The sequence below is a fragment of the Xanthomonas sp. WHRI 10204 genome, assembly GCF_040202875.1.
Lineage (GTDB): Bacteria > Pseudomonadota > Gammaproteobacteria > Xanthomonadales > Xanthomonadaceae > Xanthomonas.
Genome location: NZ_JBEGDW010000001.1, coordinates 1855531 through 1879259 on the forward strand (window position 1 = coordinate 1855531; position 23729 = coordinate 1879259).

The window sequence follows — 23729 nt, forward strand, 5'->3', positions numbered from 1 at the left end:
ATCACCCATGCAGGCGATTGAAGATCTGCACGCCTGCCAGCCACACTCCGGCCATGCTGCCGAAGTTGGTCAACAGAAACGTCAGCACCACGCGCGACACGCGATTGCGATACCAACCGCGCAGGGTCTGCGCATCGTCGCGCAGCGACAGGAAATCGCCATAGGCCGGCTTGCGCATATGCACTTCGACCAGCGCGGCGAAGGCACCGGTCGGTACGCTCAGGCGGAACGGTTTGAACGGGGCGACCACTGCAGCGGTCAGGATGCTCAACGGGTGGCTGCCGGCCAGCAGGCAGCCCAGTGCGGCCAGCCCGCCGGTGTACATCGCCCACTGCAGCAACAGGTCGGCGCCCATGCTCAGGCCGCCGCGCCAGAACCCGATGCCGATCCCGGTAATGATCACTGCCAGGATGCCCAGCGTGATCCAGGGAACGCGCTTGCGCTGCTGCACATATTCCAGCGACTCGCGCAGCGGGCCGGGCGCATCGGTGTCCTGTTCGAGGTGCCACGCAAGCCCGGCCAGATGTCCGGCGCCGACGACCGCCAGAACTTCCTGCTGCCCGGCACCGGCTTCTTCGCGCAAGCGCGTGGCCATGTAGCGATCGCGCTCGGCTATCACCGTGTCGTAGAGCTCGGGGCTCTCGCTGGCGAAATCGCCGAAGCTCGCCTCCAGCATGTCGCCTTGCTTGAGCTTTTCGATCTCCTCTTCGCCCACCTCGTCGGCGGCGAACAGGCCGCTGAGCAGACCGCCGGCAAGTTTCATCTTGCCGAAGAATCCCAGCCGCCCGGAAGCACGCTTGAAGGTCAGCCCGACTTCGCGGTCGATCAGATAGACCGGCAGTCCCTGCGCACGCGCCAGATTCACCGCTTCTTTCAACTCCGCGCCCGGCTCGATGCCCAACTGCTTGGCCAGGCGGCGCTGGTAGGCTGCCAGTGCCAGATTGGCGGCGAACAAGGCCACGCGCCCCTTGCGGATCACCTGCACCAGATCCAGACGGGCGAGGGCATCGGGGTCGCTGAGCGCCTGCAGCCGCTGCGCGTCCAGTTCTACCGCCACCGCGTCGTAGCGGCCGCTGCCGATCGCCCGCTGCACCGCGGCGACGCTGGCCAGCGAGACATGGGCAGTTCCCAGCAAGGTGTAGCGCACGCCATCGCGTTCGACGATGCGGTGCGGCTGGCCGGACAGCGCATCGTCCAGAACGTGGGTGGTCTGCTCAGTCATGGGGTCATTCATCAGAGGGAGGGGCGGTGTTACCGGAGCCGAGTTGGCGCTGCATCTGCACGCCGTCCAACCAGCGACCCTGCTTGCGGCCGATACCGGTGAAGACTCCGACCGTGCGAAATCCAAAACGTTCATGCAGCCGCAGCGATGCCTGGTTGCTGGCATCGCCGATCACCGCAATCATTTGCCGATCACCGCGCTGCTCGCAGCGCGCGATCAGCTCGCCCAACAGGGCCTTGCCGATCCCGCGGCCCTGCATGTCGGCGGCAAGATAGATCGAATTCTCCACCGTCCAGCGGTAGCCCGCACGTGCGCGATAGGCACTGGCATAGGCATAGCCGGCGACAGCGCCGGCATGTTCTGCCACCAGATACGGGTAGCCGGCATCCACGATCGCGCGCATGCGGGCGTGCATGTCCGCGCTCGACGGCGCGCTGTATTCGTAGGTATTGAACCCGGCGATCTGCTCCGCATAAATCGCGGTGATCGCCGGGATGTCCGTATCGCGGACTGCACGCAGCTCGACGGCCATGCGATCAGTCGATGTAACGCTTGAGCAGGTCGCCGTACGCATCGATGCGACGGTCGCGCAGGAACGGCCAGATGCGCCGCACATGTTCGCTGCGCTGCAGGTCGACATCGCAGATCAGCACGGTCGGCTCCTGGCCGGCTTCGGCGATGAACTCGCCCTGCGGCCCCAGTACATGGCTGTTGCCCCAGAACTGGATGCCGGACGCGCCCAGCGGCGAGGGTTCATGCCCGACGCGGTTGCACGACAGCACCGGCACGCCATTGGCGACCGCATGCCCACGATGGCTCAGGATCCACGCATCGCGCTGACGCTCCTGCTCGGGTTGCTGATCGTCCGGGTCCCAGCCGATCGCGGTGGGGTAGAGCAGCAGTTCCGCACCGGCCAAGGCCATCAAGCGTGCCGCTTCCGGGTACCACTGATCCCAGCACACCAGCACGCCCAGGCGGCCCACCGAGGTATCGATCGGCGTAAAGCCCAGATCGCCCGGCGTGAAATAGAACTTCTCGTAGAAGCCCGGGTCGTCGGGGATGTGCATCTTGCGGTACTTGCCGAGCAGGCGGCCGTCCTTTTCGAACACCACCGCAGTGTTGTGATACAGGCCGGCGGCGCGGCGCTCGAACAACGAGGCGACCAGCACCACACCATGTTGCTTGGCCAGCGCACTCAGGCGCTCGGTGCTCGGGCCGGGGATCGGCTCGGCCAGATCGAATTCGTCCACCGACTCGTGCTGACAGAAATACGCGCCGTTATGCAGCTCCTGCAGCAGCACCAACTTGGCGCCCTGTGCGGCGGCTTCGGCCACGCGCGATTCGATGATGGCCAGATTGGCCTCGGCGTCGCCGTGGTTGCGCTCTTGAATCAGCGCGACGGAAAGAAGGTGACGGGACATGGCATCTCATCCTGCAAAGGTGCGCACTAAGGTAGCGCGCCATGGCATAACACCGGCCTGCCGGCCGGAACAAGAAACGACGCGCCACGTACGTAGTCGCGTCGAACGCACTGGTCAGGCGGCGAGCAGGCCGGCCGGCAACTGCATGGTCAGGCAATGCAGGCTGCCGTTCTGCCAGATCAACGCACGGCAGGGCACCGGCACGATTTCGTGCTGCGGAAACGCTTCGGCCAGCACCGCCTGCGCGGTCGCATCGGCCGGATCGCCATACGCCGGCATCAGCACCGCGCCATTGACGATCAGGAAGTTGGCATACGACGCAGCCAGGCGACGGCCCTGATCCAGGATCGGCTCGGCCCACGGCAGCACGAACAAACGGTACGGCTGCCCGTCGGCGGTGCGCAGCGCGGCCAGCTCGTTGCCCATCGCCTGCAGTTCGGCGTAATGCGAATCGCCGGGCACATCGCAGCCCTGGTAGACGATCGCGTGCGGGCCGGCAAAGCGCGCCAGCGTGTCGATATGCGCGTCGGTGTCGTCGCCTTCGAGGTAGCCATGGTCCAGCCACAGCACGCGATCCTGCGACAGCCACGCAGCAAGATCGCTGCTCAGCGACTCGCGCGTGCGCTGCGGATGCCGTTCGTGCAGGCAGGTCCAGGTCGTCAGCAGCGTGCCGGCACCATCGGTTTCGATCGCACCGCCTTCCAGCGCAAAATCCACCGTCTGCACCGGGGCGGGCAAGAAGATCTGCGCCGCATCCAGCGAACTCACCAATTGGTCGTCCAGGCTGGCCTCGAACTTGCCGCCCCACCCGGTGAAGCGGAAATCCATCAGGCGGAAACCGTCATCCTGGCGCAGCGTGATCGGACCGGAATCGCGCAACCAGGTGTCGTTGTAGGCGGCGATCACAAAGCGCACGCGCGTCATGTCCACGCGCGCCGAACGCAGCCGCGCTTCGGCATAGATCTGCAGATCGTCATCGGCGACGCAGACGACCACCGGCTCGAAGCGGGAGATCGCGGTAATCAGCGCGATGTAGGTCTCTTCCACATCGGCCAGGCGCTCGGCCCAATCGGTGCCGGCATGCGGCCACGCAAGCAACACGGCGGATTGAGGTTCCCATTCGGCGGGAAAACGAAGACGGTCGGTCATGCGAGGCAATACTCATCTTGGTGTCCGGGCAGTGGCCCGGACGTTTATCGATACCCCGCACCCGAGTGCAGGCTCTTGCGATCCTGGCGCACGTTGCCGCGCCAGGCTTGATGCAGATTCGCAGCAACGCATGCCCGAGTGCTAATGGACCAGATACATGGTGCTGCGATGCGTTGGGCCAGACGTGCAGCGAACGATGTCTGCACGCGCTGGCCGGGGTGATGTCGCGTCTTACTGGATCGGCGGTTTCGGCCCGATCTCGTTGGCATCGGCCTGATTGGCCACCACGTCGATCACCTTGCTCTTTTCGAAGTACACGGTGAATGCCGGATACACCCAGCGGTGGATGGTCGGCCACTGGCGCTTCTGGCCACCGCGCGGGTCGAGCTTCTCCTGCGGCGCACCGTAGCGGCCTTCGACCTGACTCATGCTGTCGCCACGCAAGGGCAGGGCGGCGGCGGGTTTTTGCTGCGCACGATCGACCAACAGCGTTTCGGCCGATGCGGCGGCACTGATCCCCATCAGCGCGATTGTCAGCACGATCGGCGGCATCACAAACAAACGGTTGCGCATGTCATCTACTCCCCAGTGGACAAGATTCGGATGGTGATTACAGCAAAAAACCAGGACAAACGTTGGCGCGATGCTTGCCACTCGGGCGGTGACGTCGACGCGTGGCAGTAGATGCCTTGCTCAGCACGCCAAGGATGGAGCCGCATCAAGCGTCGGCCAAGAAAAAACCGCCCGAAGGCGGCTTTCTCGGGTCTTGCACGCGCCGCGAAGGCTCAGCGCTGACGCGCCTTGAAACGCGGGTTCGACTTGCAGATCACGAAGACCTTGCCGCGGCGGCGGACCACCTTGCAGTCGCGGTGACGGGTCTTCGCAGACTTCAGGGAGGACAGGACTTTCATGGCACACCTCGGCGTAAACGGTTGGATTCGATGGAAGAGTGCGCGCGATCGAGGCTGCACCCGCAATTAAGCCGGCAATTCTAACCGGCTTTTCGTCGTGCTTTCAAGTGGTTGCATCCGAATCGCTGCGAGCGGCGCTACACTAGTGCCTGATGACCTACCGGAAACCTGAATGACCGACCTTTCGCCCGTCCTCACCATCGATGGCCCCTCCGGCGCCGGCAAGGGCACAGTGAGCCGCATCGTGGCTGCCCGGCTGGGCTGGCACTACCTCGATTCGGGCGCACTGTATCGCGCGGTGGGTGTGGCGGCGAGCTGGGCCGATCTGGACGTGTCCGACCCGGCTGCGCTGGTGCGTTGCACCTTCGATACCAAGGTCGAGTTCGACGACGCGGGCGAAGCGGGCTTGCGGGTCCTGGTCAACGGCGTGGATGCGACCGGCGAATTGCGTCTGGAGACCACTGGCGCCCTGGCCTCGGCGATTGCGGCGATTCCCGAGGTACGCGGTGCCCTCAAGGAACGCCAACGCGCATTCAGGCGCGCACCCGGCCTGGTCGCCGATGGGCGCGACATGGGCACGGTGATCTTCCCGGATGCCGCATTTAAGGTTTTCCTGACCGCCAGTGCCGAAGAACGTGCGGGCCGTCGTCATAAACAGTTGATGGAAAAGGGTGTTTCGGTTATCTTTGACGACCTGCTGCGCGAGATCATGGCCCGAGATGCCAGGGATGCCCAGCGGGTGGTGGCGCCATTACGGCCGGCCGAAGACGCCGTGCTCATCGATACCAGCGGAATAGGGATCGAGGATGTCGTCCAGCGTGTGGTCGGGATGTTAGCTGTCCACACGTCGTCGTAAGCGTTCCGCAAGCGGGCATGTCCCGCCGACCGTAAGGCGTTCCACAGCTCCGTCGCGCATCCTGTGTGGCGGTTCTACTACTTCTAAACCGACTCGTTGTTGGGGTCGACCAACAGGCTGGGCGGTCCGTATCTGTCGCAACCCGACGATCAACGCCCGTGTGTTCAACTGAGTAAAATCCAAATGACAGAATCTTTTGCTGAACTGTTCGAAGCCAGTCAAGCCAATCTGGCCAAGCTGAAGCCGGGCTCGATCGTCACCGGTACCGTCGTGGAAGTGCGCGGCGATGTGGTGGTGATCAACGCAGGCCTGAAGTCCGAAGGCATCGTGCCGATCGAGCAGTTCCGTAACGACGCTGGCGAGATCGATGTGGGCGTGGGCGACCAGGTCAAGGTTGCGCTGGACTCCATCGAAAACGGCTTCGGCGAGACCGTGTTGTCGCGCGAGAAAGCCAAGCGCGCGATGGTGTGGGACGAGCTGGAAGAAGCGTTGGAAAAGAACGAAACCATCACCGGCCGCATCAGCGGTAAGGTCAAGGGTGGTTTCACCGTGGACATCAAGGATGTTCGCGCGTTCCTGCCTGGTTCGCTGGTGGATGTGCGCCCTGTGCGCGACCCGGCCTACCTGGAAGGCAAGGAGCTTGAGTTCAAGCTGATCAAGCTGGATCGCAAGCGCAACAACGTCGTGGTGTCGCGTCGTGCAGTGGTCGAGAGCGAGCACTCGGAAGAGCGCGAGCAGCTGATGGACAAGCTGCAGGAAGGCGCGATCCTGAAGGGTGTCGTCAAGAACCTGACCGATTACGGCGCATTCGTGGACCTGGGCGGTATCGACGGCCTGCTGCACATCACCGACATGGCCTGGAAGCGCGTGCGCCATCCGTCCGAAGTCGTGAACGTCGGCGACGAGCTGGACGTGCGCGTGCTGAAGTTCGATCGCGAGCGTAACCGCGTCAGCCTCGGCCTGAAGCAGCTGGGCGAAGATCCGTGGGACAACATCGCGCGTCGTTACCCGGCCAACAGCCGCGTGTTCGGCAAGGTCTCCAACGTCACCGATTACGGCGCATTTGTCGAAATCGAGCCGGGCGTCGAAGGTCTGGTGCACGTCTCCGAGATGGATTGGACCAACAAGAACGTCAACCCGTCCAAGGTTGTGCAGGTTGGTGACGAAGTCGAAGTGATGGTGCTGGATGTGGACGAGGAGCGTCGCCGCATCTCGTTGGGCATGAAGCAGGTTGCCGCCAATCCGTGGGAAACCTTCGCTGCGACTCACAAGAAGAACGACAAGGTGTCCGGTCAGATCAAGTCGATCACCGACTTCGGCATCTTCATCGGTCTGGACGGCGGCATCGACGGTCTGGTGCACCTGTCCGACATCAGCTGGAACACCACCGGCGAAGATGTCGTGCGCAACTACAAGAAGGGCGACACGCTGGAAGCCGTCGTGCTGGCAGTGGACCCGGAGCGCGAGCGCATCAGCCTGGGCGTCAAGCAGCTGGAGCAGGACCCGTTCGGTCAGTACATGGCGTCCAACCCGAAGGGTACGAAGGTCGAAGGCGTTGTGCGTGAAGTGGATGCCAAGGGCGCCACGATCGACCTCGCCGACGGTATCGAAGGCTACGTTGCTGCACGCGACATCGCCAACGAACGCGTCGACGACGCGACTCAGCACCTGAAGGTCGGCGACAAGATCGAAGCTAAGTTTGTGGGCATGGACCGTAAGGGCCGCACCCTGCAGCTGTCGATCAAGGCCAAAGACGATGCCGAAATGCGCGAGACGCTGGAGGAATATCAGTCCTCCGCTGCGTCGGGCGGCATGACTCAGCTGGGCGCGCTGCTGCGTGCACAGTTGAACAGCAACAAGTCCGAGTAAGCGCGTAGCGCTCTCGCGAGCGTGATGGATCGGCCCGGGCTTGCCCGGGCCGATTCCGATGTGTCAGTCGAAAAAAGCAAGTTCCCATGACCAAGTCCGAATTGATTGAAATCCTGGCGCGACGCCAAGCGCATCTGAAGTCGGACGACGTGGATCTGGCGGTGAAGTCACTGCTGGAAATGATGGGGCAGGCGCTCTCCGATGGTGATCGGATCGAAATCCGCGGGTTTGGCAGTTTTTCGCTGCATTACCGTCCGCCACGTCTGGGGCGCAATCCCAAGACCGGCGAATCGGTTGCGCTGCCGGGCAAGCATGTTCCGCATTTCAAGCCGGGCAAGGAATTGCGTGAGCGTGTCAGCTCCGTGGTCCCGGTCGATCTGGCCGATTCCGCAGACTGAGGCGGCTCTACCGCTGCGTTTATGTCGGCTCGGTTAAGCTAGGCGCCTTCCCGACGGAGTCGCGCGATGAAGGTGTTTCGCTTGCTGGTGATGCTGGCTTTCTTGTTGGTCGGCCTGGTTATCGGTGCGGTCAATTCCCAGAACATCACTCTCGATTTCCTGTTTTCTAGTGTGCACACGAGTTCCGGGGTGGCGATCATCGTCGCGCTGCTGGTCGGTGTGTTGATCGGTGCCGGCATGGTGCTGGTCAGTGTGGTCATTCCTCTCTATTCCAAGCTGCGCCAGGCCAACAAGGCTGTTGCGGTCAGCCGCGCCGACGCCAGGCCCATCCCGCCTGCCGCAGTCGAGCCGCGCCCTCTCGATGGACTCTAAGCACGTATGGACTTCCTGACCGAGTGGTTCTGGTTTTTCCTGTTTTTACCGCTGGCGGCGCTCAGTGGCTGGATCGTCGGCCGCCGTGGGGGGCAGCGTCATGGCGACACTCAGGTCAGCCGACTGTCCAGCACCTATTTTCGTGGTCTGAACTATCTGCTCAACGAGCAGCCGGACAAGGCGATCGAGCTGTTTTTGCATATTGCCGAGCTGGATAAGGAAACCTTCGAGACGCAGGTCGCACTGGGTCACCTGTTTCGCCGCCGCGGGGAGGTCGATCGCGCCATCCGCCTGCATCAGGGCCTGGTGCAGCGCGCCGACCTGACCGATCAACAGCGGGTCCAGGCCTTGCTGGCGCTGGGCGAGGACTACATGAAGTCCGGTCTGCTGGATCGCGCCGAAACGGTCTTTACCGAGCTTGCGCAGCTGGATCAACGCGCGCCGCAGGCGCTGCGTCACCTGATCGGCATCTATCAGGCCGAGCGCGATTGGGAAAAGGCGATCGACAACGCCACCCGCTACGAAGAAGTCACCGGCGAGCCGATGGGCAAGCTGATCTCGCAGTTCGAATGCGAGCTGGCCGATCGATATCGCGGACTGGGCAAGGTCGACGAAGCCTTGCAGGCGATCGCGCGTGCGTATCAGGCCGACGGCACGTCGGTCCGCGCCGGCATTCTGGAGGGGCGCATCGAAGCCGAGCGCGGCCATAACGAGGCCGCCGTGCGTGCCTTCGAGCGCGCCGCACGGCACGACCCGGAGTATCTGCCGGAAATCATTCCTGCCCTGATGGCCGCCTATCGGAGCGTCGGCGACATTGCCGGCGCACGTAATTTCCTGTCGGAGATGACCGAGCACTACCGCGGTATCGCACCGGTGCTGGCGCTGACCCAGTTGATGGAGGCGCAGGATGGGGTTGCGCCCGCGCTGGCTTATCTCGGTCGTCAGCTCAAGGACCGGCCATCGGTGCGCGGCGAGTCGGCGTTGATCGACCTGACGCTTGCCGAAGGCAGCGACCCGGTTGGCACCTTGAACGATCTCAAGCACATCACCGACCAGCTATTGGTGCGTAACCCCAGCTACCGTTGCACTCGTTGTGGGTTCGGCGCAAAAACCCACCATTGGCAATGCCCGAGCTGCAAGGAGTGGGGCACCGTCAAACCGCTGTTGAACTACGCGGTGGTGTAAGGCGTGTTTCTGTCTGTTCGGCACACGGCGTTTAGAGCGACTGCCAAAACGACTAAGCAGTCGCCAGGCGAGCGCGGCCGGTGCCCGGAATCAGCATGTACCACTCGTGCACTCGGGTTCCTGCGCGCCGTCCACATTCGTCTGTCAGCCGCCTGCGAGGTCTTGTTAGCCGCTGTTGGTTTGATCGACTCGCGCATCGCGCGCCGTCGTAGCTTGCGTCGGCGCCAATCATGTGCCGTGGCAATCCGCTGGCTGGCAGCTGCGCAGATGTCACCTGCACCACTGCGCCGTGTGCTGCCCGATGCCTCCGATCTGGGTCGGGTCCGCTTGCAGCTTTGGCCATTTCTTCTGCGCGGTTCTCTTATGCGTGATTCGAAAAAGCGCACGTCATATGCCCGTGGTCCTGAGAGCGGTGATACGCGCTGATGCCTCAGATCTGGCTCTGGTGCGCCTTGCACGTAATCGTTGCGGCGCTTGGAACGTGGCTGCTGCGACGGTATGCGTTGCATCGTCGCCTGCTCGATGAACCCGGCGAGCGGCGTAGCCACGTGGTTGCCACTCCGCGTGGTGGCGGCATGGCGATCGTTGCCGCGATCCTGCTGGGTTGCGCTGCGGCCAGCCTGCTGTGGCCAGCGGCACGCATGGTGGTCGGCTGGTTCGCGGTCGGGTTGTTCCTGGTGGCCGGCGTCGGTTGGTGGGACGACCATCGGCCGTTGTCGGCCAGGCTGCGGTTTGCGATCCATCTGGCCGCATCCGTATCGCTTGGATTGCTGGTCACGTACTGCACGGGCAATGCATGGGATGGCGTGCTCAGCGCCGTCGCGTCGGTGGTGCTGATCAATGTGTGGAACTTCATGGACGGCATCAACGGACTAGCCGCCAGCCAGGCCGCGCTGGCCGCACTGGCATTTGCGGCGGTGGCTCCGGCAGCCTGGTCGCTGGCTGGTCTGGCGGTAGCGGCAGCATGTCTGGGGTTTCTTCCGTTCAACTTCCCGCGTGCGCGCATCTTCCTCGGCGACGGTGGCAGCGGTGCGCTGGGGTATGTTCTGGCCGCGTTGCTTGCGCTGAACGTCGCAGGCGGGCAGGTCAGCTGGTGGATCGGTTGGTTGCCGCTGACTGCCTTCCTTGTGGACGCCGGCTTCACGCTACTGTCTCGCATGCTCGCCGGGCAGCGCTGGTGGGAGCCGCACGCGCAACACGTGTATCAACGCCTGGCGCGCCGGCTTGGAACGCATGTTCCGGTAACCGCTGTTTATTTCGCTTTCAGCGTCGCTGCCGTCTGCTTGTATGTGTTACTTCGTCATGATGTGTTTGGTCAGCAAGTCTGGGCAGCCGTGGTGTGGGGCCTGGGCGCTAGTGCCAGTTGGTATTTTCTGCGCGATGGATTGCGCAATTCCTGAGTAATGGATTCTTATGATTTCCTGGCGTGACCGTTTGACCAAGGCGCTGCCGCAAGTTGCAGTGGTAGTACACGACCTTCTGATGGTCTGGGTGTGCTGGCAACTGTTGCATGCGGGTCGCTACTCGATGCTGCGCGAAGCACCGGACCTTCCTCTTTGGGATTGGCGCACCGCCGTGGTCCTGGTGGCACAGGGGCTGGTGTTCTGGAAGATGGGTTTGTACCGCGGGCTTTGGCGCTTTGCATCGGTGCCTGACCTCTGGAACATCTTCAAGTCGAGCTTCCTCGGCTTGGTGGCGATCGTGCTGGCGTTGTCGTACGACCGCCTGGACGGCGTGCCGCTCTCGGTACTGGTGGTCTATCCGTTCGCGCTGTCGGCGCTGCTCGGGACGCCGCGTCTGCTGTATCGCGCCTGGAAGGATTATCAAATCGCACATTCCGGGGATGCGGCGCAACGCGTGCTGATCCTGGGCGCCGGACGCGCTGCTGAAGGTCTGGTGCGCGATCTTCGCCGCACCGGTACCTTCGTGCCGGTCGGCTTTCTGGACGATGCCAACAACCTGCACGGCGCCAAGATCCAGGGCCTTAACGTGCTGGGCAATCTGGATCAGGCCGCTTCGATTGCCAAGGAAACCGCCGCCAAGCTGCTGGTGATCGCGATTCCCTCGCTCGATGCCTCCGGCATGCAGCGGGTGGTGGCGATCTGCGAGAGCACCGGCCTGCCGTTCCGGATGGTGCCCAAGCTGATCAATGTGCTGGAAGGCCGTTCGCTGCCGGGCGAATTGAAGGAGGTTGCCATCGAGGACCTGCTCAATCGCAAGCCAGTGACGCCGGACTGGCGATTGATCCGCGACTGGCTGACCAACAAGACCGTGATGGTGACCGGTGCCGGCGGTTCGATCGGTTCGGAAGTCTGCCGCCAGTGTGCGCGTCACGGTGCGCGTCGCATCGTGCTGCTGGAAATCGATGAGTTGGCGTTGCTGACCATCGATTCGGATCTGCGTCGCTTGTTCCCGGATATCGAAGTGGTGCGGGTGCTTGGCGATTGCGGCGACCCGGCCGTGGTGGCGCATGCATTGAGCACCGCCGCCCCGGATGCGGTGTTCCATGCCGCCGCGTACAAGCAGGTGCCGTTGCTGGAAGAACAGCTGCGCGAGGCCGTACGCAACAATGTGCTGGCGACCGAGAACGTGGCGCGCGCCTGTCAGCGCGCACGCATCGAAACCTTCGTGTTTATTTCTACCGACAAGGCGGTCGAGCCGGTCAACGTTCTAGGCGCAAGCAAGCGCTACGCGGAGATGATCTGCCAGAGTCTTGATGCGCGCGATGCGCCAACGCGCTTCATCACCGTGCGCTTCGGCAACGTGCTGGATTCGGCTGGCAGCGTGGTGCCGTTGTTTCGCGAGCAAATCCGCCAGGGTGGCCCGGTTACGGTGACGCACCCGGACGTGACGCGCTACTTCATGACCATTCCCGAGGCGTGCCAATTGGTGATCCAGGCAGCTGCCTCGGCGTCGCATGGCGCGATCTATACGCTGGACATGGGCGAACCGGTGCCGATCCGTCTGCTTGCCGAGCAGATGATCCGTCTTGCCGGCAAGCAGCCGGGCAAGGATGTGGCGATTCTCTACACCGGATTACGTCCTGGCGAAAAACTGCATGAAACGCTGTTCTATTCCGACGAAGACTATCGCCCCACCGCGCATCCCAAGATTCTGGAAGCCGGCGTGCGCGAGTTCTCGCACGAGCAGGTGTTGCAGCTGGTGACGCGTTTGCGCGAGGCGGTTAATCGCTATGACATCAAGGCAATGGAGACTGTGCTGGGCAGCCTGATGCCGGATTTTGCGGCTGCTCGACGGAAAGTCGACGCGCGATCTGATACGGTCGTTCCATTCCCCGCACGTGAGGTCAGAAGACTGTAATGAGCCAGCGTATTCGCAAGGCCGTATTCCCCGTCGCAGGTCTTGGGACCCGCTTTCTTCCGGCCACCAAGACGGTGCCGAAGGAAATGCTGCCAATCATCGACAAACCATTGATCCAGTACGCTGTCGACGAGGCCATCCAGGCCGGTTGCGATACGCTGATCTTTGTCACCAATCGGTACAAGCATTCGATCGCCGACTACTTCGACAAGGCCTACGAGCTGGAGCAGAAGCTCGAGCGTGCAGGCAAGCTGGAGCAGCTGGAACTGGTACGTCATGCGTTGCCGGAGGGCGTTCGCGCCATTTTTGTGACGCAGGCCGAGGCGCTGGGTCTGGGCCATGCGGTGTTGTGTGCGAAGGCAGTGGTCGGCGATGAGCCGTTCGCCGTGTTGCTGGCGGACGATCTGATGTGGAACCGCGGCGATGCCGCGCTGACCCAGATGGCCGATGTGGCCGAAGCATCCGGCGGCAGCGTCATCGCCGTGGAAGATGTGCCGCACGACAAGACTGCCAGCTACGGCATTGTCTCCACCGATACATTCGACGGCCGCAAGGGCCGCATCAATGCGATCGTCGAAAAGCCCAAGCCGGAAGTGGCGCCGAGCAACCTGGCCGTGGTCGGCCGCTATGTGCTCAGCCCGAAGATTTTTGAGTTGCTGGAAGCGACCGGTGCAGGCGCCGGCGGCGAGATCCAGCTGACCGATGCGATTGCCGAGCTGTTGAAGAAAGAGCAGGTCGATGCATTCCGTTTCGAGGGCCGTCGTTTCGATTGCGGCGCGCACATCGGCTTGATCGAAGCGACCGTGCACTTTGCGCTCCAGCACGAGAAGCACGGTGAACCGGCGAAGGAAATTCTGCGTAACGCATTGGCCCAGGCCGACGCGCGCGACTGATCGCTTAGCCACTGTTTCATCGCGAACGACGCCATCCGGCGTCGTTTGTCGTTTATGAGTCCCGATCAAAGTGCGAGGGTTCTGTGGAAACGATGGCGCCTAAGCTGCTCAGCGCAACAAGCAAGCAGATGCAAGGCGTCGCTGCGCGCGTGTCGTTAGAATCCGGGTATGAGCCAGCCTGCGCATTCCAGTGAACTGATCAACGTGGTGGCTCTGCTGGGCGCTGCGGTGGTTGCTATCCCATTGTTTCGACGGCTGGGCCTGGGCTCGGTGCTCGGCTACCTGGCAGCGGGGCTGGCGATCGGGCCATTCGGACTGGGCCTGTTCGACGACCCGCAGGCAATCCTGCATATCGCCGAATTGGGCGTGGTGATGTTCCTGTTCGTGATCGGCCTGGAGATGCGGCCTTCGCATCTGTGGAGCCTGCGCAAGGAAATCTTTGGCCTGGGCACCGTGCAGATCTGCGTGTGCGCACTGGTGCTGACCGGGATCGGCATGTTGCTGGGCTTTGCGCCACCGGTGGCCTTCGTGGCTGCGTCCGGTTTTGTGCTGACCTCGACCGCGGTGGTGATGCAGTTGCTGGCCGAACGCGGCGATGTGGCTTTGCCCTCGGGGCAGAAGATCGTCGCGATCCTGTTGTTCGAAGATCTGCTGATCGTCCCGTTGCTGGCGATCGTGGCCTGGATGGGTTCCAGTGGCGATCCGCAGGCCGCGTCGCAGCGCTGGCATGACGTCGGGATCGGCCTGGCCTGCATCGTCGGCCTGCTGGTGGCCGGGCGCTGGTTGCTCAATCCTCTTTTCCGGATTCTTGCCGCGTCCAAGGCGCGCGAAGTGATGACGGCGGCAGCGCTGTTGGTCGTGTTGGGCGCAGCACTGCTGATGCAGGTGGGCGGGCTATCGATGGCGATGGGGGCGTTCCTGGCCGGGGTGCTGCTGTCCGAATCCACCTTCCGGCATCAGATCGAAGCCGATATCGAGCCGTTCCGCGGCATCTTGCTGGGCTTGTTCTTCCTGGGCGTGGGCATGAGCCTGGACCTGCGCGTGGTTGCGGCCGACTGGCGGCTCATCCTTGTCGGCGTGTTGGCGCTGATGGTGGGCAAAGCGGTCTGTATCTATGCGGTGGCGCGGGTGATGCGCAGCGATCATCGTCAGGCACTGGACCGTGGTGTGCTGATGGCGCAGGGCGGCGAGTTCGCCTTCGTGCTGTTTGCGGCGGCCGCGGCATCGGGCGTGATCGAGGCGCAGGTCAATGCCACCCTCACCGCCATCGTGGTGCTGTCGATGGCGCTGACGCCGTTGTTTGTGCTGTTGCAGCGACGATTGACCCCGCCGGTGGCGATATCGCTGGACGGTGTTGAAGCCGCCAACGGTCAGACCGGCAGCGTGCTGGTGATCGGCTTCGGACGCTTCGGCCAAGTGGCCAGCCAATCGCTGCTGGCGCGCGACGTGGACGTGACCATCATCGATAACGACATCGAGATGATCCAGAGCGCTGAAGAGTTCGGTTTCAAGATCTATTACGGCGACGGGACCCGGCTGGACGTGTTGCATGCTTCCGGTGCGCATACTGCGCAGGCGATCGCGGTGTGCATCGACAATCGCGAGGCAGCCAACCGCATCGTCGAGCTGGCGACGCGCGAGTTCCCGCATGCGCGCCTGCTGGTGCGCTCGTTCGATCGTGAGCATTCGCTGCAGCTGATCGCCGCCGGTGTGGATTACCAGATTCGCGAAACCTTCGAGTCGGCGGTGACCTTCGGCCAGATGGCGCTGGTCGAGTTGGGCGTGGACGAGGATGAGGCCGGCATGATTGGCCGCGAGATCCGCCGCCGCGATGCGGAGCGGCTGGAGCTGGAAATCGCTGCGGGGAATGTGCGTGCCGGGGCAGGGTTGATGTTCGGCAACATCACGCCGACGGTGCCCAAGCCCACGCCGTTTACGCCGCCGCGCCGGGAGAGCCGGTCGCTTAACCGCGATGCGTTGGCGCAAGCCGGTGAAGAGGCTGCGGCAGAGACCAAGAACGGCTGACAACACGTCGTGATCGTCAGGTGGGCGAGGGGGCTGCGCAGGAACCCAATGTGCGGGTGCGTGCAGCTGGCTTGCGGCAGTGCAGTCTTTTAGCTCCTGTTGCCGTCAGCTGGGTGCTCAGGTCGCGTCGTCGAGCGCGCGATGCCCTCACCGCTTGCGGGACACGCTGTGAATCCATCCATGGACGCTCCGTGGCGGCATCCATGCCGCCACAGGGTCCCGCAAGCGGCGAGGGCACTGCGCCAGGACGCTGGTCGGTGACCAGGTAAACAGCTGGCCGTACTGCACTGCACTTGGCGATGAGAGGTCTGTAAGTAAACGGCGGAGCTCGTGCCTTGCTTGCAACCGTGTACACCGACCCTCTCCACTGGCCGTTGTCCGCCTGCCGACGCGGGACCTTATGCGGCCTGGATGCCGCATAGCCAGGACGTTGGTCGGTGACCAAGTGAACAGCTGGCCGTACTGCACTTCACTTTCGTTGCGAAGTCGCTCGGTATTGCGACGCTGCGGTTTGCGTGGCGGACGCGGTGGCCTTCGCGCGCGTAGCGGATCGCCAGCGCCAGGTTCTGCGCCATCGGCTTGCGCCCGAAGCGCTCATGCAGCGCGAACCAGCCATCCACTGCGCCCGGTACCGACACCGGCAGCGGCCCGGTCGGCGGAATGTCTTTCAGCCCGCGCCGCTGATAAAAGGTCAGCAACTAAACGGCGGGACTGGTGCCTTGCTTGCAACCATGCACACCGACCCTCTCGACTGGCCGTTGTCCGCCTACCGCCGCGGGACCTTATGCGGCATGGATGCCGCATAAGAGCCCCCATGGACGGATTCACGGCGTGTCCCGCGGCGGTAGGCGGGCAAGGGCCCTGCAGTCGGCTCGCAGATCATGTGCTCTGCAATGGGTTTACCCATTGCGCCCAACTCTCTCAAGCAGCCAAAGTTTCTGGGTCTTGAGGCCATCAACAAGACATCGCTAGCAAGAAGCAGTCCGGTGGAACGGTGCACTCAATACCAGCGTGGACTCCTGCCACAGCCGTGAACCGCATCGAGGAGCAGCGATTGCCCGCCGAATGGCCACGCAGATGTCAGCTAGGCAAAGTGGACGCACAGCAATCGCAACAGCCGCGCGTCCTGACCAACAATCAGCCGTGTTTGCGCTGGGCCGCAGCGAATGCTTCGAGTTGTTCGGGAGTCGCGTCTTTCTGATGTTGCTGCTTCCACTGCGCGAACGGCATGCCGTAGACCGCTTCGCGTGCCTGGTCCTTGCTCATCGGCTGGCCTTGCGCCTCGGCCGCTTCGCGGTACCAGTCGCCCAGGCAGTTGCGGCAGAAGCCGGCCAGGATCATCAGGTCGATGTTCTGCACATCGGTGCGCTCCTGATTGAGATGCTGCAGCAGGCGGCGGAATGCGGCTGCTTCGATGGCGGTGGTGGTCGAATCGGTGGGCGGGGTGGTGTCGGTCATGACGGAATCGGGGACAATAGACGGCCTTCGACTCTACACCTCACGCCCCATGACCGCTTCCGCGCCAGCTGCCTCCGCTCCGGCCCGCCTTCTCGATGGTCGCCGCATTGCCGAGGATCTGCTCGACGGGCTGAAGTTGCGCGTTGATGCGCGCGTGGCCGCGGGCAAGGCGCGGCCCGGGTTGGCGGTGGTGCTGGTCGGCGGCGACCCGGCATCCTCGGTGTATGTGCGCAACAAGCGACGCGCGGCGGAAAAAGTGGGCATCGAAGCGTTCGATTACGACTTGCCGCACGGCACCAGTGAGGCCGAGTTGGCGGCGTTGATCGATGAGCTCAACACCGATCCCAAGATCCACGGCATCTTGATCCAGCTGCCGTTGCCGGGGATTCCCGATGCCAACCGGCTGATCCAGCGCATCGATCCGCGCAAGGATGTGGATGGCTTCCATCCGCAGAATGTGGGGCATCTGGCACTGCGCGAATTCGGCCTGCGCCCGTGCACGCCGCGCGGCATCGTGACCTTGCTCGGGCATACCGATCAACCGGTGCGCGGGCGCAACGCCACGATTGTGGGTGTGAGCAATCACGTCGGCCGGCCGATGGGGTTGGAACTGTTGATCGCCGGTTGCACAGTCACCAGTTGCCACAAGTTCACCCCGGCCGATGTGCTGGAGGCCAGCGTGCGCAATGCCGACATCCTGGTGGTGGCGGTGGGCCGCCCCGGGCTGATTCCCGGCGAATGGGTCAAGCCAGGCGCAGTGGTGATCGATGTGGGCATCAACCGGCTGGAAGACGGGCGCCTGGTGGGCGATGTCGGCTTCGATGCCGCCGTACAGCGCGCAGCCTGGATCACGCCGGTGCCGGGCGGGGTGGGGCCGATGACCGTGGCCACGCTGATGCAGAACACCCTGGAAGCGGCCGACGCCGCTGGTTGAGCGATCGGTGTAACGCAGCATTGCGGCTGCGTGGTGTCTTCGTGAAGGCTTTCAGGGTAAAATGCCGCGCTTCCCCAAACTCGGGTCCGCCGATGCTCCGCATCCAGGCTGAAGCTCTCACCTACGACGACGTCTCGCTCGTCCCCGCTCATTCGATCGTCCTGCCCAAGGATGTCAGCCTGGAAACCCGGCTGACCCGCGATCTGCGTCTGAAGTTGCCGATTCTGTCGGCCGCGATGGACACGGTGACCGAGCACCGCCTGGCGGTGGCCATGGCGCAGCTGGGCGGCATCGGCATCATCCACAAGAACCTGACCCCTGCCCAGCAGGCGGCCGAAGTGGCCAAGGTCAAGAAGTTCGAGTCCGGCGTGATCACCGAGCCGTTTACGGTGAGCCCGGACACCACGATCGGCGAAGTGATTGCGCTGACGCGTGCACGCAACATCTCCGGCGTGCCGGTGGTGGACGGCAGCGAACTGGTCGGCATCGTCACCAGTCGTGACATGCGTTTCGAAAAGAAGCTCGACGATCCGGTCCGCCACATCATGACCAAGAAGGATCGCCTGATCACCGTGCGCGAAGGCGCCAGCGATGAGGAAGTGCTCGAGCTGCTGCATCGCAACCGCATCGAAAAGATCCTGGTGGTTAACGACAGCTTCGAGCTGCGCGGCCTGATCACGGTCAAGGACATCCAGAAGAAGACCGACAACCCCAACGCCGCCAAGGATTCGTCCACGCGGCTGTTGGTCGGTGCGGCAGTCGGTGTGGGCGGCGATACCGAACAGCGTATCGAGTTGCTGGCGGCTGCCGGCGTTGACGTGGTCATCGTCGATACTGCGCACGGCCATTCGCAAGGCGTGATCGACCGTGTGGCCTGGGTCAAGAAGACTTATCCGCACCTGCAGGTGATCGGCGGCAACATCGTCACCGGCGATGCAGCGCTGGCGCTGATGGATGCCGGCGCCGATGCGGTCAAGGTTGGCGTAGGTCCGGGTTCGATCTGCACCACGCGCGTGGTTGCAGGTGTGGGCGTGCCGCAGATCACCGCGGTGGACATGGTCGCCGAAGCCTTGCAGGACCGCATTCCTTTGATCGCCGACGGCGGCATCCGCTATTCCGGCGACATTGGCAAGGCGCTGGTGGCGGGTGCGTCCACGGTGATGGTCGGCGGTCTGCTGGCCGGCACCGAAGAAGCGCCTGGCGAAGTCGAGTTGTTCCAGGGCCGCAGCTACAAGAGCTACCGCGGCATGGGCAGCCTGGGCGCGATGGAGAAGGGGTCCAAGGACCGCTATTTCCAGGATTCCAGCGACGCCGACAAGCTGGTGCCGGAAGGTATCGAAGGCCGTGTGCCGTATCGCGGCTCGGTCGGCGGCATCATTCATCAGCTCATCGGTGGCCTGCGCGCGACCATGGGCTATGTGGGCTGCGCCACGATCGAAGAGATGCGCACCAAGCCGAAGTTCGTCAAGATCACCGGCGCCGGCCAGCGTGAGAGCCACGTCCACGACGTGCAGATCACCAAGGAACCGCCGAACTATCGGGCGGGGTAATTCGAATGTGGAAGGCATCGCTCGCCTATCTTGCGGTCATCTCGGCAATGACCGTGGTGGCGCTGGGATTGCTGGCGGTGTCTTCAGTGTTGTATCGCTGGACGTTCTTCGCGTTGATGTATCTGTTGGTGGCATCGGCCCCGGTGCTGTTGGCATTTGGCGCCACCGTACACCTGCAGCGCGTGGTGGTGCGCGTCGCGTCGGCAACACTGCTGGCCAGTGCGCTCTACGGCTTGCTCTACCTGCTGATGGGAACGCTTTTGTTGTGGCCGGGAGTGCTCTGCGCTCCGCTGCTTATTCTTTTCCTGGAGTGGCGCCGAGCGCGCCGCCTTCGCCCTGCGAGTAACGATGTCCAGCCTGCATAACGACAAGATCCTCATCCTCGATTTCGGCGCGCAGTACACGCAGTTGATCGCGCGGCGCATCCGCGAAATCGGCGTGTACTGCGAGATCTGGGCCTGGGATCATGATCCGTCCGAGATTGCCGGGTTTGGGGCCAAGGGCATCATTCTGTCTGGTGGCCCGGAATCGACCACCTTGCCGGGTGCGCCGGTGGCGCCGCAGGAAGTGTTCGACAGCGGCTTGCCGGTGTTCGGTATCTGCTACGGCATGCAGACGTTGGCTGCGCAGCTGGGCGGCGCCACCGAAGCTGCCGACCAACGCGAATTCGGCCATGCCGAGGTGGATGTCGTCGCGGCCGATGCACTGTTTTCCGGCTTGACCGACCATGCCGGTGCCTCGCGCTTGAACGTGTGGATGAGCCACGGCGATCACGTGTCGCAGGTGCCGCCGGGCTTCACCATTACTGCCGTGACCGACCGCATTCCGGTGGCCGCCATGTCCAACGAGGACAAGCGCTGGTACGGCGTGCAGTTCCATCCGGAAGTGACGCACACGCTGCAGGGCCAGACCTTGCTGCGCCGCTTTGTGGTCGATGTCTGCGGCTGCCAGACCCTGTGGACGGCGGCCAACATCATCGACGACCAGATTGCGCGCGTGCGCGAACAGGTGGGCGATGACGAAGTGATTCTCGGCTTGTCCGGCGGTGTGGATTCGTCGGTGGTCGCGGCGCTGTTGCATAAGGCGATCGGCGACAAGCTGACCTGCGTGTTCGTCGATACCGGCCTGCTGCGTTGGCAGGAAGGCGACCAGGTGATGGCGATGTTTGCTGAACACATGGGCGTCAAGGTGATTCGCGTCAATGCGGCGGACCGCTATTTCGCCAAGCTCGAAGGCGTGAGCGACCCGGAAGCCAAGCGCAAGATCATCGGCAACCTGTTCGTGGATATCTTCGACGAAGAGTCCAACAAACTGGCCAATGCCAAGTGGTTGGCGCAGGGCACGATCTATCCGGACGTGATCGAGTCGGCCGGTAGCAAGACCGGCAAGGCGCACGTGATCAAGAGCCACCACAATGTGGGCGGCCTGCCGGAACACATGAAGCTTGGCCTGGTCGAACCGCTGCGCGAACTGTTCAAGGACGAAGTGCGTCGCCTCGGCGTCGAACTCGGCCTGCCGCGCAGCATGGTCTATCGCCATCCGTTCCCGGGCCCGGGCCTGGGCGTGCGCATCCTGGGCGAAGTGAAGCGCGAATACGCCGAACTGTTGGCCAAGGCCGATGCGATCTTCATCGACGAGCTGCGCAAGGCCGATCTGTACGACAAGACCAGCCAGGCATTTGCGGTGTTTTTGCCGGTGAAATCTGTCGGCGTGGTAGGCGATGCGCGTGCGTACGAATGGGTGATCGCACTGCGCGCGGTGGAGACCATCGACTTCATGACCGCGCATTGGGCGCACCTGCCGTACGACTTCCTTGGCACGGTGAGCAACCGCATCATCAACGAACTGCGCGGCGTCTCGCGCGTGGTCTACGACATCTCCGGCAAGCCGCCGGCGACGATCGAGTGGGAGTGAGTGGACCTCCGGTACTGCCGGGCACCCACTAGCAATAAATGTCTTGAAGCCCGCTTAACTGCGGGCTTTTTGCTTTTTGAGTCTGGCAATTTTGGGCAGCCTTGTGCATTGCCAAGCAAGGGTTTTGTGGCATGGGACGAGGCATTGAAGGCGAAAGCCCGTGACAAGGCCCGTAGTAAGGGAGCTGACACTTCCGCACCAACAAAAAAGCCGCGCAGTGCGCGGCTTGATGCTGTAGCACGCTGAAGATGACCTTCAACGCACCTTTGCTAATGCCGTACGTGCGTCGGCCATGAACTTCTGCGCTTCCTGCGGTGTGGCCAGGTTGGCGCCGAGCTGGCTGAGCACCTGCTCGATATCGCTGGACGCGTCCCAGGCTTCGTCGCAGAGCATGCCGGCGATGGGGCCGAGGTAGTTCAGCGCGACTTTTTCCAAGGCATCGCGTACGCGATCGTCCGGCGCGCCGGCACTGGCGTTGCCTGACGGCGCGGGTGCTGGCGCGGCGGCTGCGACCGGTGAAGCCGCCACCGGCGCGGGTGCCACGGCGGCGCGCGCCGGGGCAGGTGCGCCGCCCAGATCCTGTTCGAAGCCGCCCATCAACCACTGGCGCGAGTCTTCGCTCAGCAACGACGGCTTGCCCATGCCGGCACCGGGGTCCACCTGGAAGCGGGCCTTCGCGGCACCGACCATGGTGAGGCGTTGCACCGCCTCATCATTGCGCAGCATGCGAAAGACCACTTCTTCGATCTGTCCGGCGTTGAGGCGGACGATGCAGGAATGGTTTTCTTCGGTGACGACAAACAGAAAGCCGGACGCCTTCTTCAATGCCAACGCCCTGAGCTCGCGCAGGACATCGATCAGCGGACGGAATTCATTGGACATGGCGTCTTCCTTGCATCATCTGGTACGAAATCGGGTGAAGCGGCTCAGCGTTTGCTGAGGCGCTCCATGGCCAACCGGACACTGTTGGACAGGCGGGAGATGGCGCGCGCCAGGGTACCAATTTCATCCTTGAGGTTGACCTCTTCGATGGTGTGGTTCCACTTGCCCAGGCTCAGTTCTTCGGCCACGGTGGTCAGATGCTGGATGGGGCGCAACACGCGGCTCCAGATCAGCGCCCACTGCAGGCCAAGCAACAGTGCGCAAACCAACAGGCCGATGCCGGCGATCCACAGCGACTGACGCACGATCACGCCATTGACGTCGCTCTTGGGATACGCCGAGACCAGGGTGAAGCCCCAATCCGGCACTTCCTGCTTGGTCACGACCCAGTCGTCCGGGCTTTCCTTGACGATGCGCTCGATGGTGGCGGTGTCGGTGGTGGCACCGGTGGTGGACTGAAAGCGCAGTTTGTTCTTGCTGTCGAACACGGCGATGAAGCCGGAATCGAGCACGCGACGGCTGCTGACCACGTTTTCCAGGGCCTGGGTGTCGGCCTTGTAGCCGACGTACCAGGCGCCGATGACGCGCTTGTCGTTGCCGGCAAAGATCGGCTCGTAGCCGGTGACGTACGGGTTGCCGAGGATGTCGACCACGCCGTAGAAGCTTTCGCCGTTACGCAGCTTGGCCGCGGCCTGGCCATTGGGATCGAGCACGGTGCCGATGGCGCGGCTGCCGTCTTCCTTCTTGACGTTGGTGGAGATACGCACGAACTCATCGCCGGTGCGCGAGAACAGCGTCGCGGTGCCTTCGTGGATCGCGGTGACGTCGTCCAGCATGGTGAAGGAGTTCGCCTGCGGGCGCTGGCCCAGCAGCAGGTCGCTGGCGCTGCGGTCGGCGACGCGAATGTCGCTGCCCATGCTCGGAGCGCCCTGCGCATTGGCTTCCTTGCGCAGCTGGCGCATCGAGGAATTGACGCGGTCGAGCATCATCGAGCGGGTGACCGCGAACAAGGTCTGCAAGGACACCGACTGGCGCTCGATCGCGTCGCCGGCTTCGAACTTGACCCGGTTCGCTTCGGTAATGGCCAGAATGACCGTGAGTGCCACCACCACAACCAGCACCAAGGCCAGCACCGGCAACAGCAGGCGCACCCGCAAAGAGTGACGAAGCATCGCAATTCCCCTGAACGCGTTTAAATGATTGAATCGAGTGCCGCCGCAGCGCAGTGCAGCGGTCGGACCTAGCCGTTATCGGCTGCCAGACAAGATGCTGAAGCGGCCCCCATGCCGCTTGGCGGTGCATAAGATAGCTCAAGCCGATCGATTTGAGAGTGCGCGTCGATCGCGTCGTGCGCCTTGCGTTCAAGAAT

22 protein-coding genes, 1 other RNA gene and 2 pseudogenes are annotated in these 23729 nt (G+C 63.3%); 14 read left to right on the forward strand and 11 right to left on the reverse strand.

What is annotated here, in order from left to right; genetic code table 11:
- Nucleotide 1 precedes the first annotated feature (1 nt).
- The 6 genes from ABQZ00_RS08090 to ykgO all read right to left on the reverse strand — a co-directional run bounded on the left by ABQZ00_RS08090 (nucleotide 2) and on the right by ykgO (nucleotide 4703).
- Nucleotides 2-1234 carry a TraB/GumN family protein gene (locus ABQZ00_RS08090; protein WP_503064251.1) on the reverse strand — a complete coding sequence of 411 codons (1233 nt, stop codon included), beginning with the start codon at nucleotides 1232-1234 and terminating at the stop codon, nucleotides 2-4.
- Entirely contained in the window at nucleotides 1227-1754 is a 528-nt protein-coding gene (locus ABQZ00_RS08095) for a GNAT family N-acetyltransferase (RefSeq protein WP_228325545.1), read from the reverse strand. The genes ABQZ00_RS08090 and ABQZ00_RS08095 overlap by 8 nt, the downstream gene beginning before the upstream one ends.
- Nucleotides 1755-1758: 4 nt before the next feature.
- Nucleotides 1759-2643 (reverse strand): carbon-nitrogen hydrolase, encoded by an 885-nt coding sequence (locus ABQZ00_RS08100; protein ID WP_323522706.1) that lies wholly within the window; start codon nucleotides 2641-2643, stop codon nucleotides 1759-1761.
- A 114-nt stretch (nucleotides 2644-2757) separates the two neighbouring features.
- Nucleotides 2758-3792, reverse strand: a complete 1035-nt coding sequence (locus tag ABQZ00_RS08105) for an agmatine deiminase family protein (protein ID WP_323537140.1) — start codon at nucleotides 3790-3792, stop codon at nucleotides 2758-2760.
- Between the two features lie 231 nt (nucleotides 3793-4023).
- The gene (locus ABQZ00_RS08110; RefSeq protein ID WP_055852198.1) at nucleotides 4024-4365 is read right to left on the reverse strand and encodes a hypothetical protein; all 342 of its coding nucleotides are present in this window, start codon (nucleotides 4363-4365) and stop codon (nucleotides 4024-4026) included.
- A 212-nt stretch (nucleotides 4366-4577) separates the two neighbouring features.
- Nucleotides 4578-4703 (reverse strand): type B 50S ribosomal protein L36, encoded by a 126-nt coding sequence (gene ykgO / locus ABQZ00_RS08115; protein ID WP_005913193.1) that lies wholly within the window; start codon nucleotides 4701-4703, stop codon nucleotides 4578-4580.
- 172 nt (nucleotides 4704-4875) lie between these two features.
- Here ykgO and cmk point away from each other — a divergent pair, with 172 nt between their 5' ends.
- The 10 genes from cmk (at nucleotide 4876) to ABQZ00_RS08165 (ending at nucleotide 15622) form a co-directional block, all read left to right on the forward strand.
- Entirely contained in the window at nucleotides 4876-5559 is a 684-nt protein-coding gene (gene cmk, locus ABQZ00_RS08120) for a (d)CMP kinase (RefSeq protein WP_115513122.1), read from the forward strand.
- Between the two features lie 183 nt (nucleotides 5560-5742).
- Entirely contained in the window at nucleotides 5743-7428 is a 1686-nt protein-coding gene (rpsA, locus tag ABQZ00_RS08125; protein ID WP_055852209.1) for a 30S ribosomal protein S1, read from the forward strand.
- 86 nt (nucleotides 7429-7514) lie between these two features.
- Nucleotides 7515-7826 (forward strand): integration host factor subunit beta, encoded by a 312-nt coding sequence (locus tag ABQZ00_RS08130; protein ID WP_055852212.1) that lies wholly within the window; start codon nucleotides 7515-7517, stop codon nucleotides 7824-7826.
- A gap of 66 nt (nucleotides 7827-7892) precedes the next feature.
- Nucleotides 7893-8198 carry a lipopolysaccharide assembly protein LapA domain-containing protein gene (locus tag ABQZ00_RS08135; protein WP_323537139.1) on the forward strand — a complete coding sequence of 102 codons (306 nt, stop codon included), beginning with the start codon at nucleotides 7893-7895 and terminating at the stop codon, nucleotides 8196-8198.
- A 6-nt stretch (nucleotides 8199-8204) separates the two neighbouring features.
- A complete protein-coding gene (lapB, locus tag ABQZ00_RS08140; RefSeq protein ID WP_055852219.1) occupies nucleotides 8205-9383 on the forward strand; it encodes a lipopolysaccharide assembly protein LapB in 1179 nt (392 codons plus the stop codon).
- 95 nt (nucleotides 9384-9478) lie between these two features.
- Nucleotides 9479-9554, forward strand: a non-coding RNA gene (locus ABQZ00_RS08145) — sX9 sRNA.
- Between the two features lie 254 nt (nucleotides 9555-9808).
- Nucleotides 9809-10783, forward strand: coding sequence for an MraY family glycosyltransferase (locus ABQZ00_RS08150; protein WP_055852222.1), 975 nt, complete (start codon nucleotides 9809-9811; stop codon nucleotides 10781-10783).
- A gap of 13 nt (nucleotides 10784-10796) precedes the next feature.
- The gene (locus ABQZ00_RS08155; protein WP_323537138.1) at nucleotides 10797-12704 is read left to right on the forward strand and encodes a polysaccharide biosynthesis protein; all 1908 of its coding nucleotides are present in this window, start codon (nucleotides 10797-10799) and stop codon (nucleotides 12702-12704) included.
- Nucleotides 12704-13597: a UTP--glucose-1-phosphate uridylyltransferase GalU gene (gene galU / locus ABQZ00_RS08160; protein WP_115527879.1), complete on the forward strand. Its 894-nt coding sequence runs from the start codon at nucleotides 12704-12706 to the stop codon at nucleotides 13595-13597. The genes ABQZ00_RS08155 and galU overlap by 1 nt, the downstream gene beginning before the upstream one ends.
- A gap of 168 nt (nucleotides 13598-13765) precedes the next feature.
- Nucleotides 13766-15622: a monovalent cation:proton antiporter-2 (CPA2) family protein gene (locus ABQZ00_RS08165; protein ID WP_323537137.1), complete on the forward strand. Its 1857-nt coding sequence runs from the start codon at nucleotides 13766-13768 to the stop codon at nucleotides 15620-15622.
- 403 nt (nucleotides 15623-16025) lie between these two features.
- On the opposite strand, the pseudogene ABQZ00_RS23815 reads toward ABQZ00_RS08165, so the two are convergent.
- The 3 genes and pseudogenes from ABQZ00_RS23815 to ABQZ00_RS08175 form a co-directional block, all read right to left on the reverse strand.
- Nucleotides 16026-16150 (reverse strand): annotated as a pseudogene (locus tag ABQZ00_RS23815) (threonine dehydratase); the annotation flags it as partial.
- Nucleotides 16144-16317 (reverse strand): annotated as a pseudogene (locus ABQZ00_RS23820) (gamma-glutamyltransferase); the annotation flags it as partial. The pseudogenes ABQZ00_RS23815 and ABQZ00_RS23820, both read right to left, overlap by 7 nt.
- A gap of 442 nt (nucleotides 16318-16759) precedes the next feature.
- Entirely contained in the window at nucleotides 16760-17080 is a 321-nt protein-coding gene (locus ABQZ00_RS08175; RefSeq protein ID WP_115527877.1) for a DUF1244 domain-containing protein, read from the reverse strand.
- A gap of 49 nt (nucleotides 17081-17129) precedes the next feature.
- Here ABQZ00_RS08175 and folD point away from each other — a divergent pair, with 49 nt between their 5' ends.
- The 4 genes from folD (at nucleotide 17130) to guaA (ending at nucleotide 21478) form a co-directional block, all read left to right on the forward strand.
- Complete coding sequence (folD, locus tag ABQZ00_RS08180) at nucleotides 17130-18014, forward strand: bifunctional methylenetetrahydrofolate dehydrogenase/methenyltetrahydrofolate cyclohydrolase FolD (protein ID WP_055852245.1); 885 nt, start codon at nucleotides 17130-17132, stop codon at nucleotides 18012-18014.
- A gap of 92 nt (nucleotides 18015-18106) precedes the next feature.
- Complete coding sequence (gene guaB / locus ABQZ00_RS08185; RefSeq protein WP_311238204.1) at nucleotides 18107-19564, forward strand: IMP dehydrogenase; 1458 nt, start codon at nucleotides 18107-18109, stop codon at nucleotides 19562-19564.
- Between the two features lie 5 nt (nucleotides 19565-19569).
- A complete protein-coding gene (locus tag ABQZ00_RS08190) occupies nucleotides 19570-19929 on the forward strand; it encodes a hypothetical protein (RefSeq protein WP_055852253.1) in 360 nt (119 codons plus the stop codon).
- A complete protein-coding gene (gene guaA / locus ABQZ00_RS08195) occupies nucleotides 19913-21478 on the forward strand; it encodes a glutamine-hydrolyzing GMP synthase (RefSeq protein WP_323522717.1) in 1566 nt (521 codons plus the stop codon). Before ABQZ00_RS08190 ends, guaA begins: the two co-directional genes overlap by 17 nt.
- A 255-nt stretch (nucleotides 21479-21733) precedes the next feature.
- On the opposite strand, the gene ABQZ00_RS08200 is transcribed toward guaA, so the two are convergent.
- Together ABQZ00_RS08200 and ABQZ00_RS08205 are read right to left on the reverse strand one after the other, a co-directional pair.
- Nucleotides 21734-22360, reverse strand: a complete 627-nt coding sequence (locus tag ABQZ00_RS08200) for a DUF8082 domain-containing protein (RefSeq protein ID WP_323537136.1) — start codon at nucleotides 22358-22360, stop codon at nucleotides 21734-21736.
- A gap of 44 nt (nucleotides 22361-22404) precedes the next feature.
- The gene (locus tag ABQZ00_RS08205) at nucleotides 22405-23532 is read right to left on the reverse strand and encodes a Cache 3/Cache 2 fusion domain-containing protein (RefSeq protein ID WP_323517587.1); all 1128 of its coding nucleotides are present in this window, start codon (nucleotides 23530-23532) and stop codon (nucleotides 22405-22407) included.
- Between the last annotated feature and the right edge of the window lie 197 nt (nucleotides 23533-23729).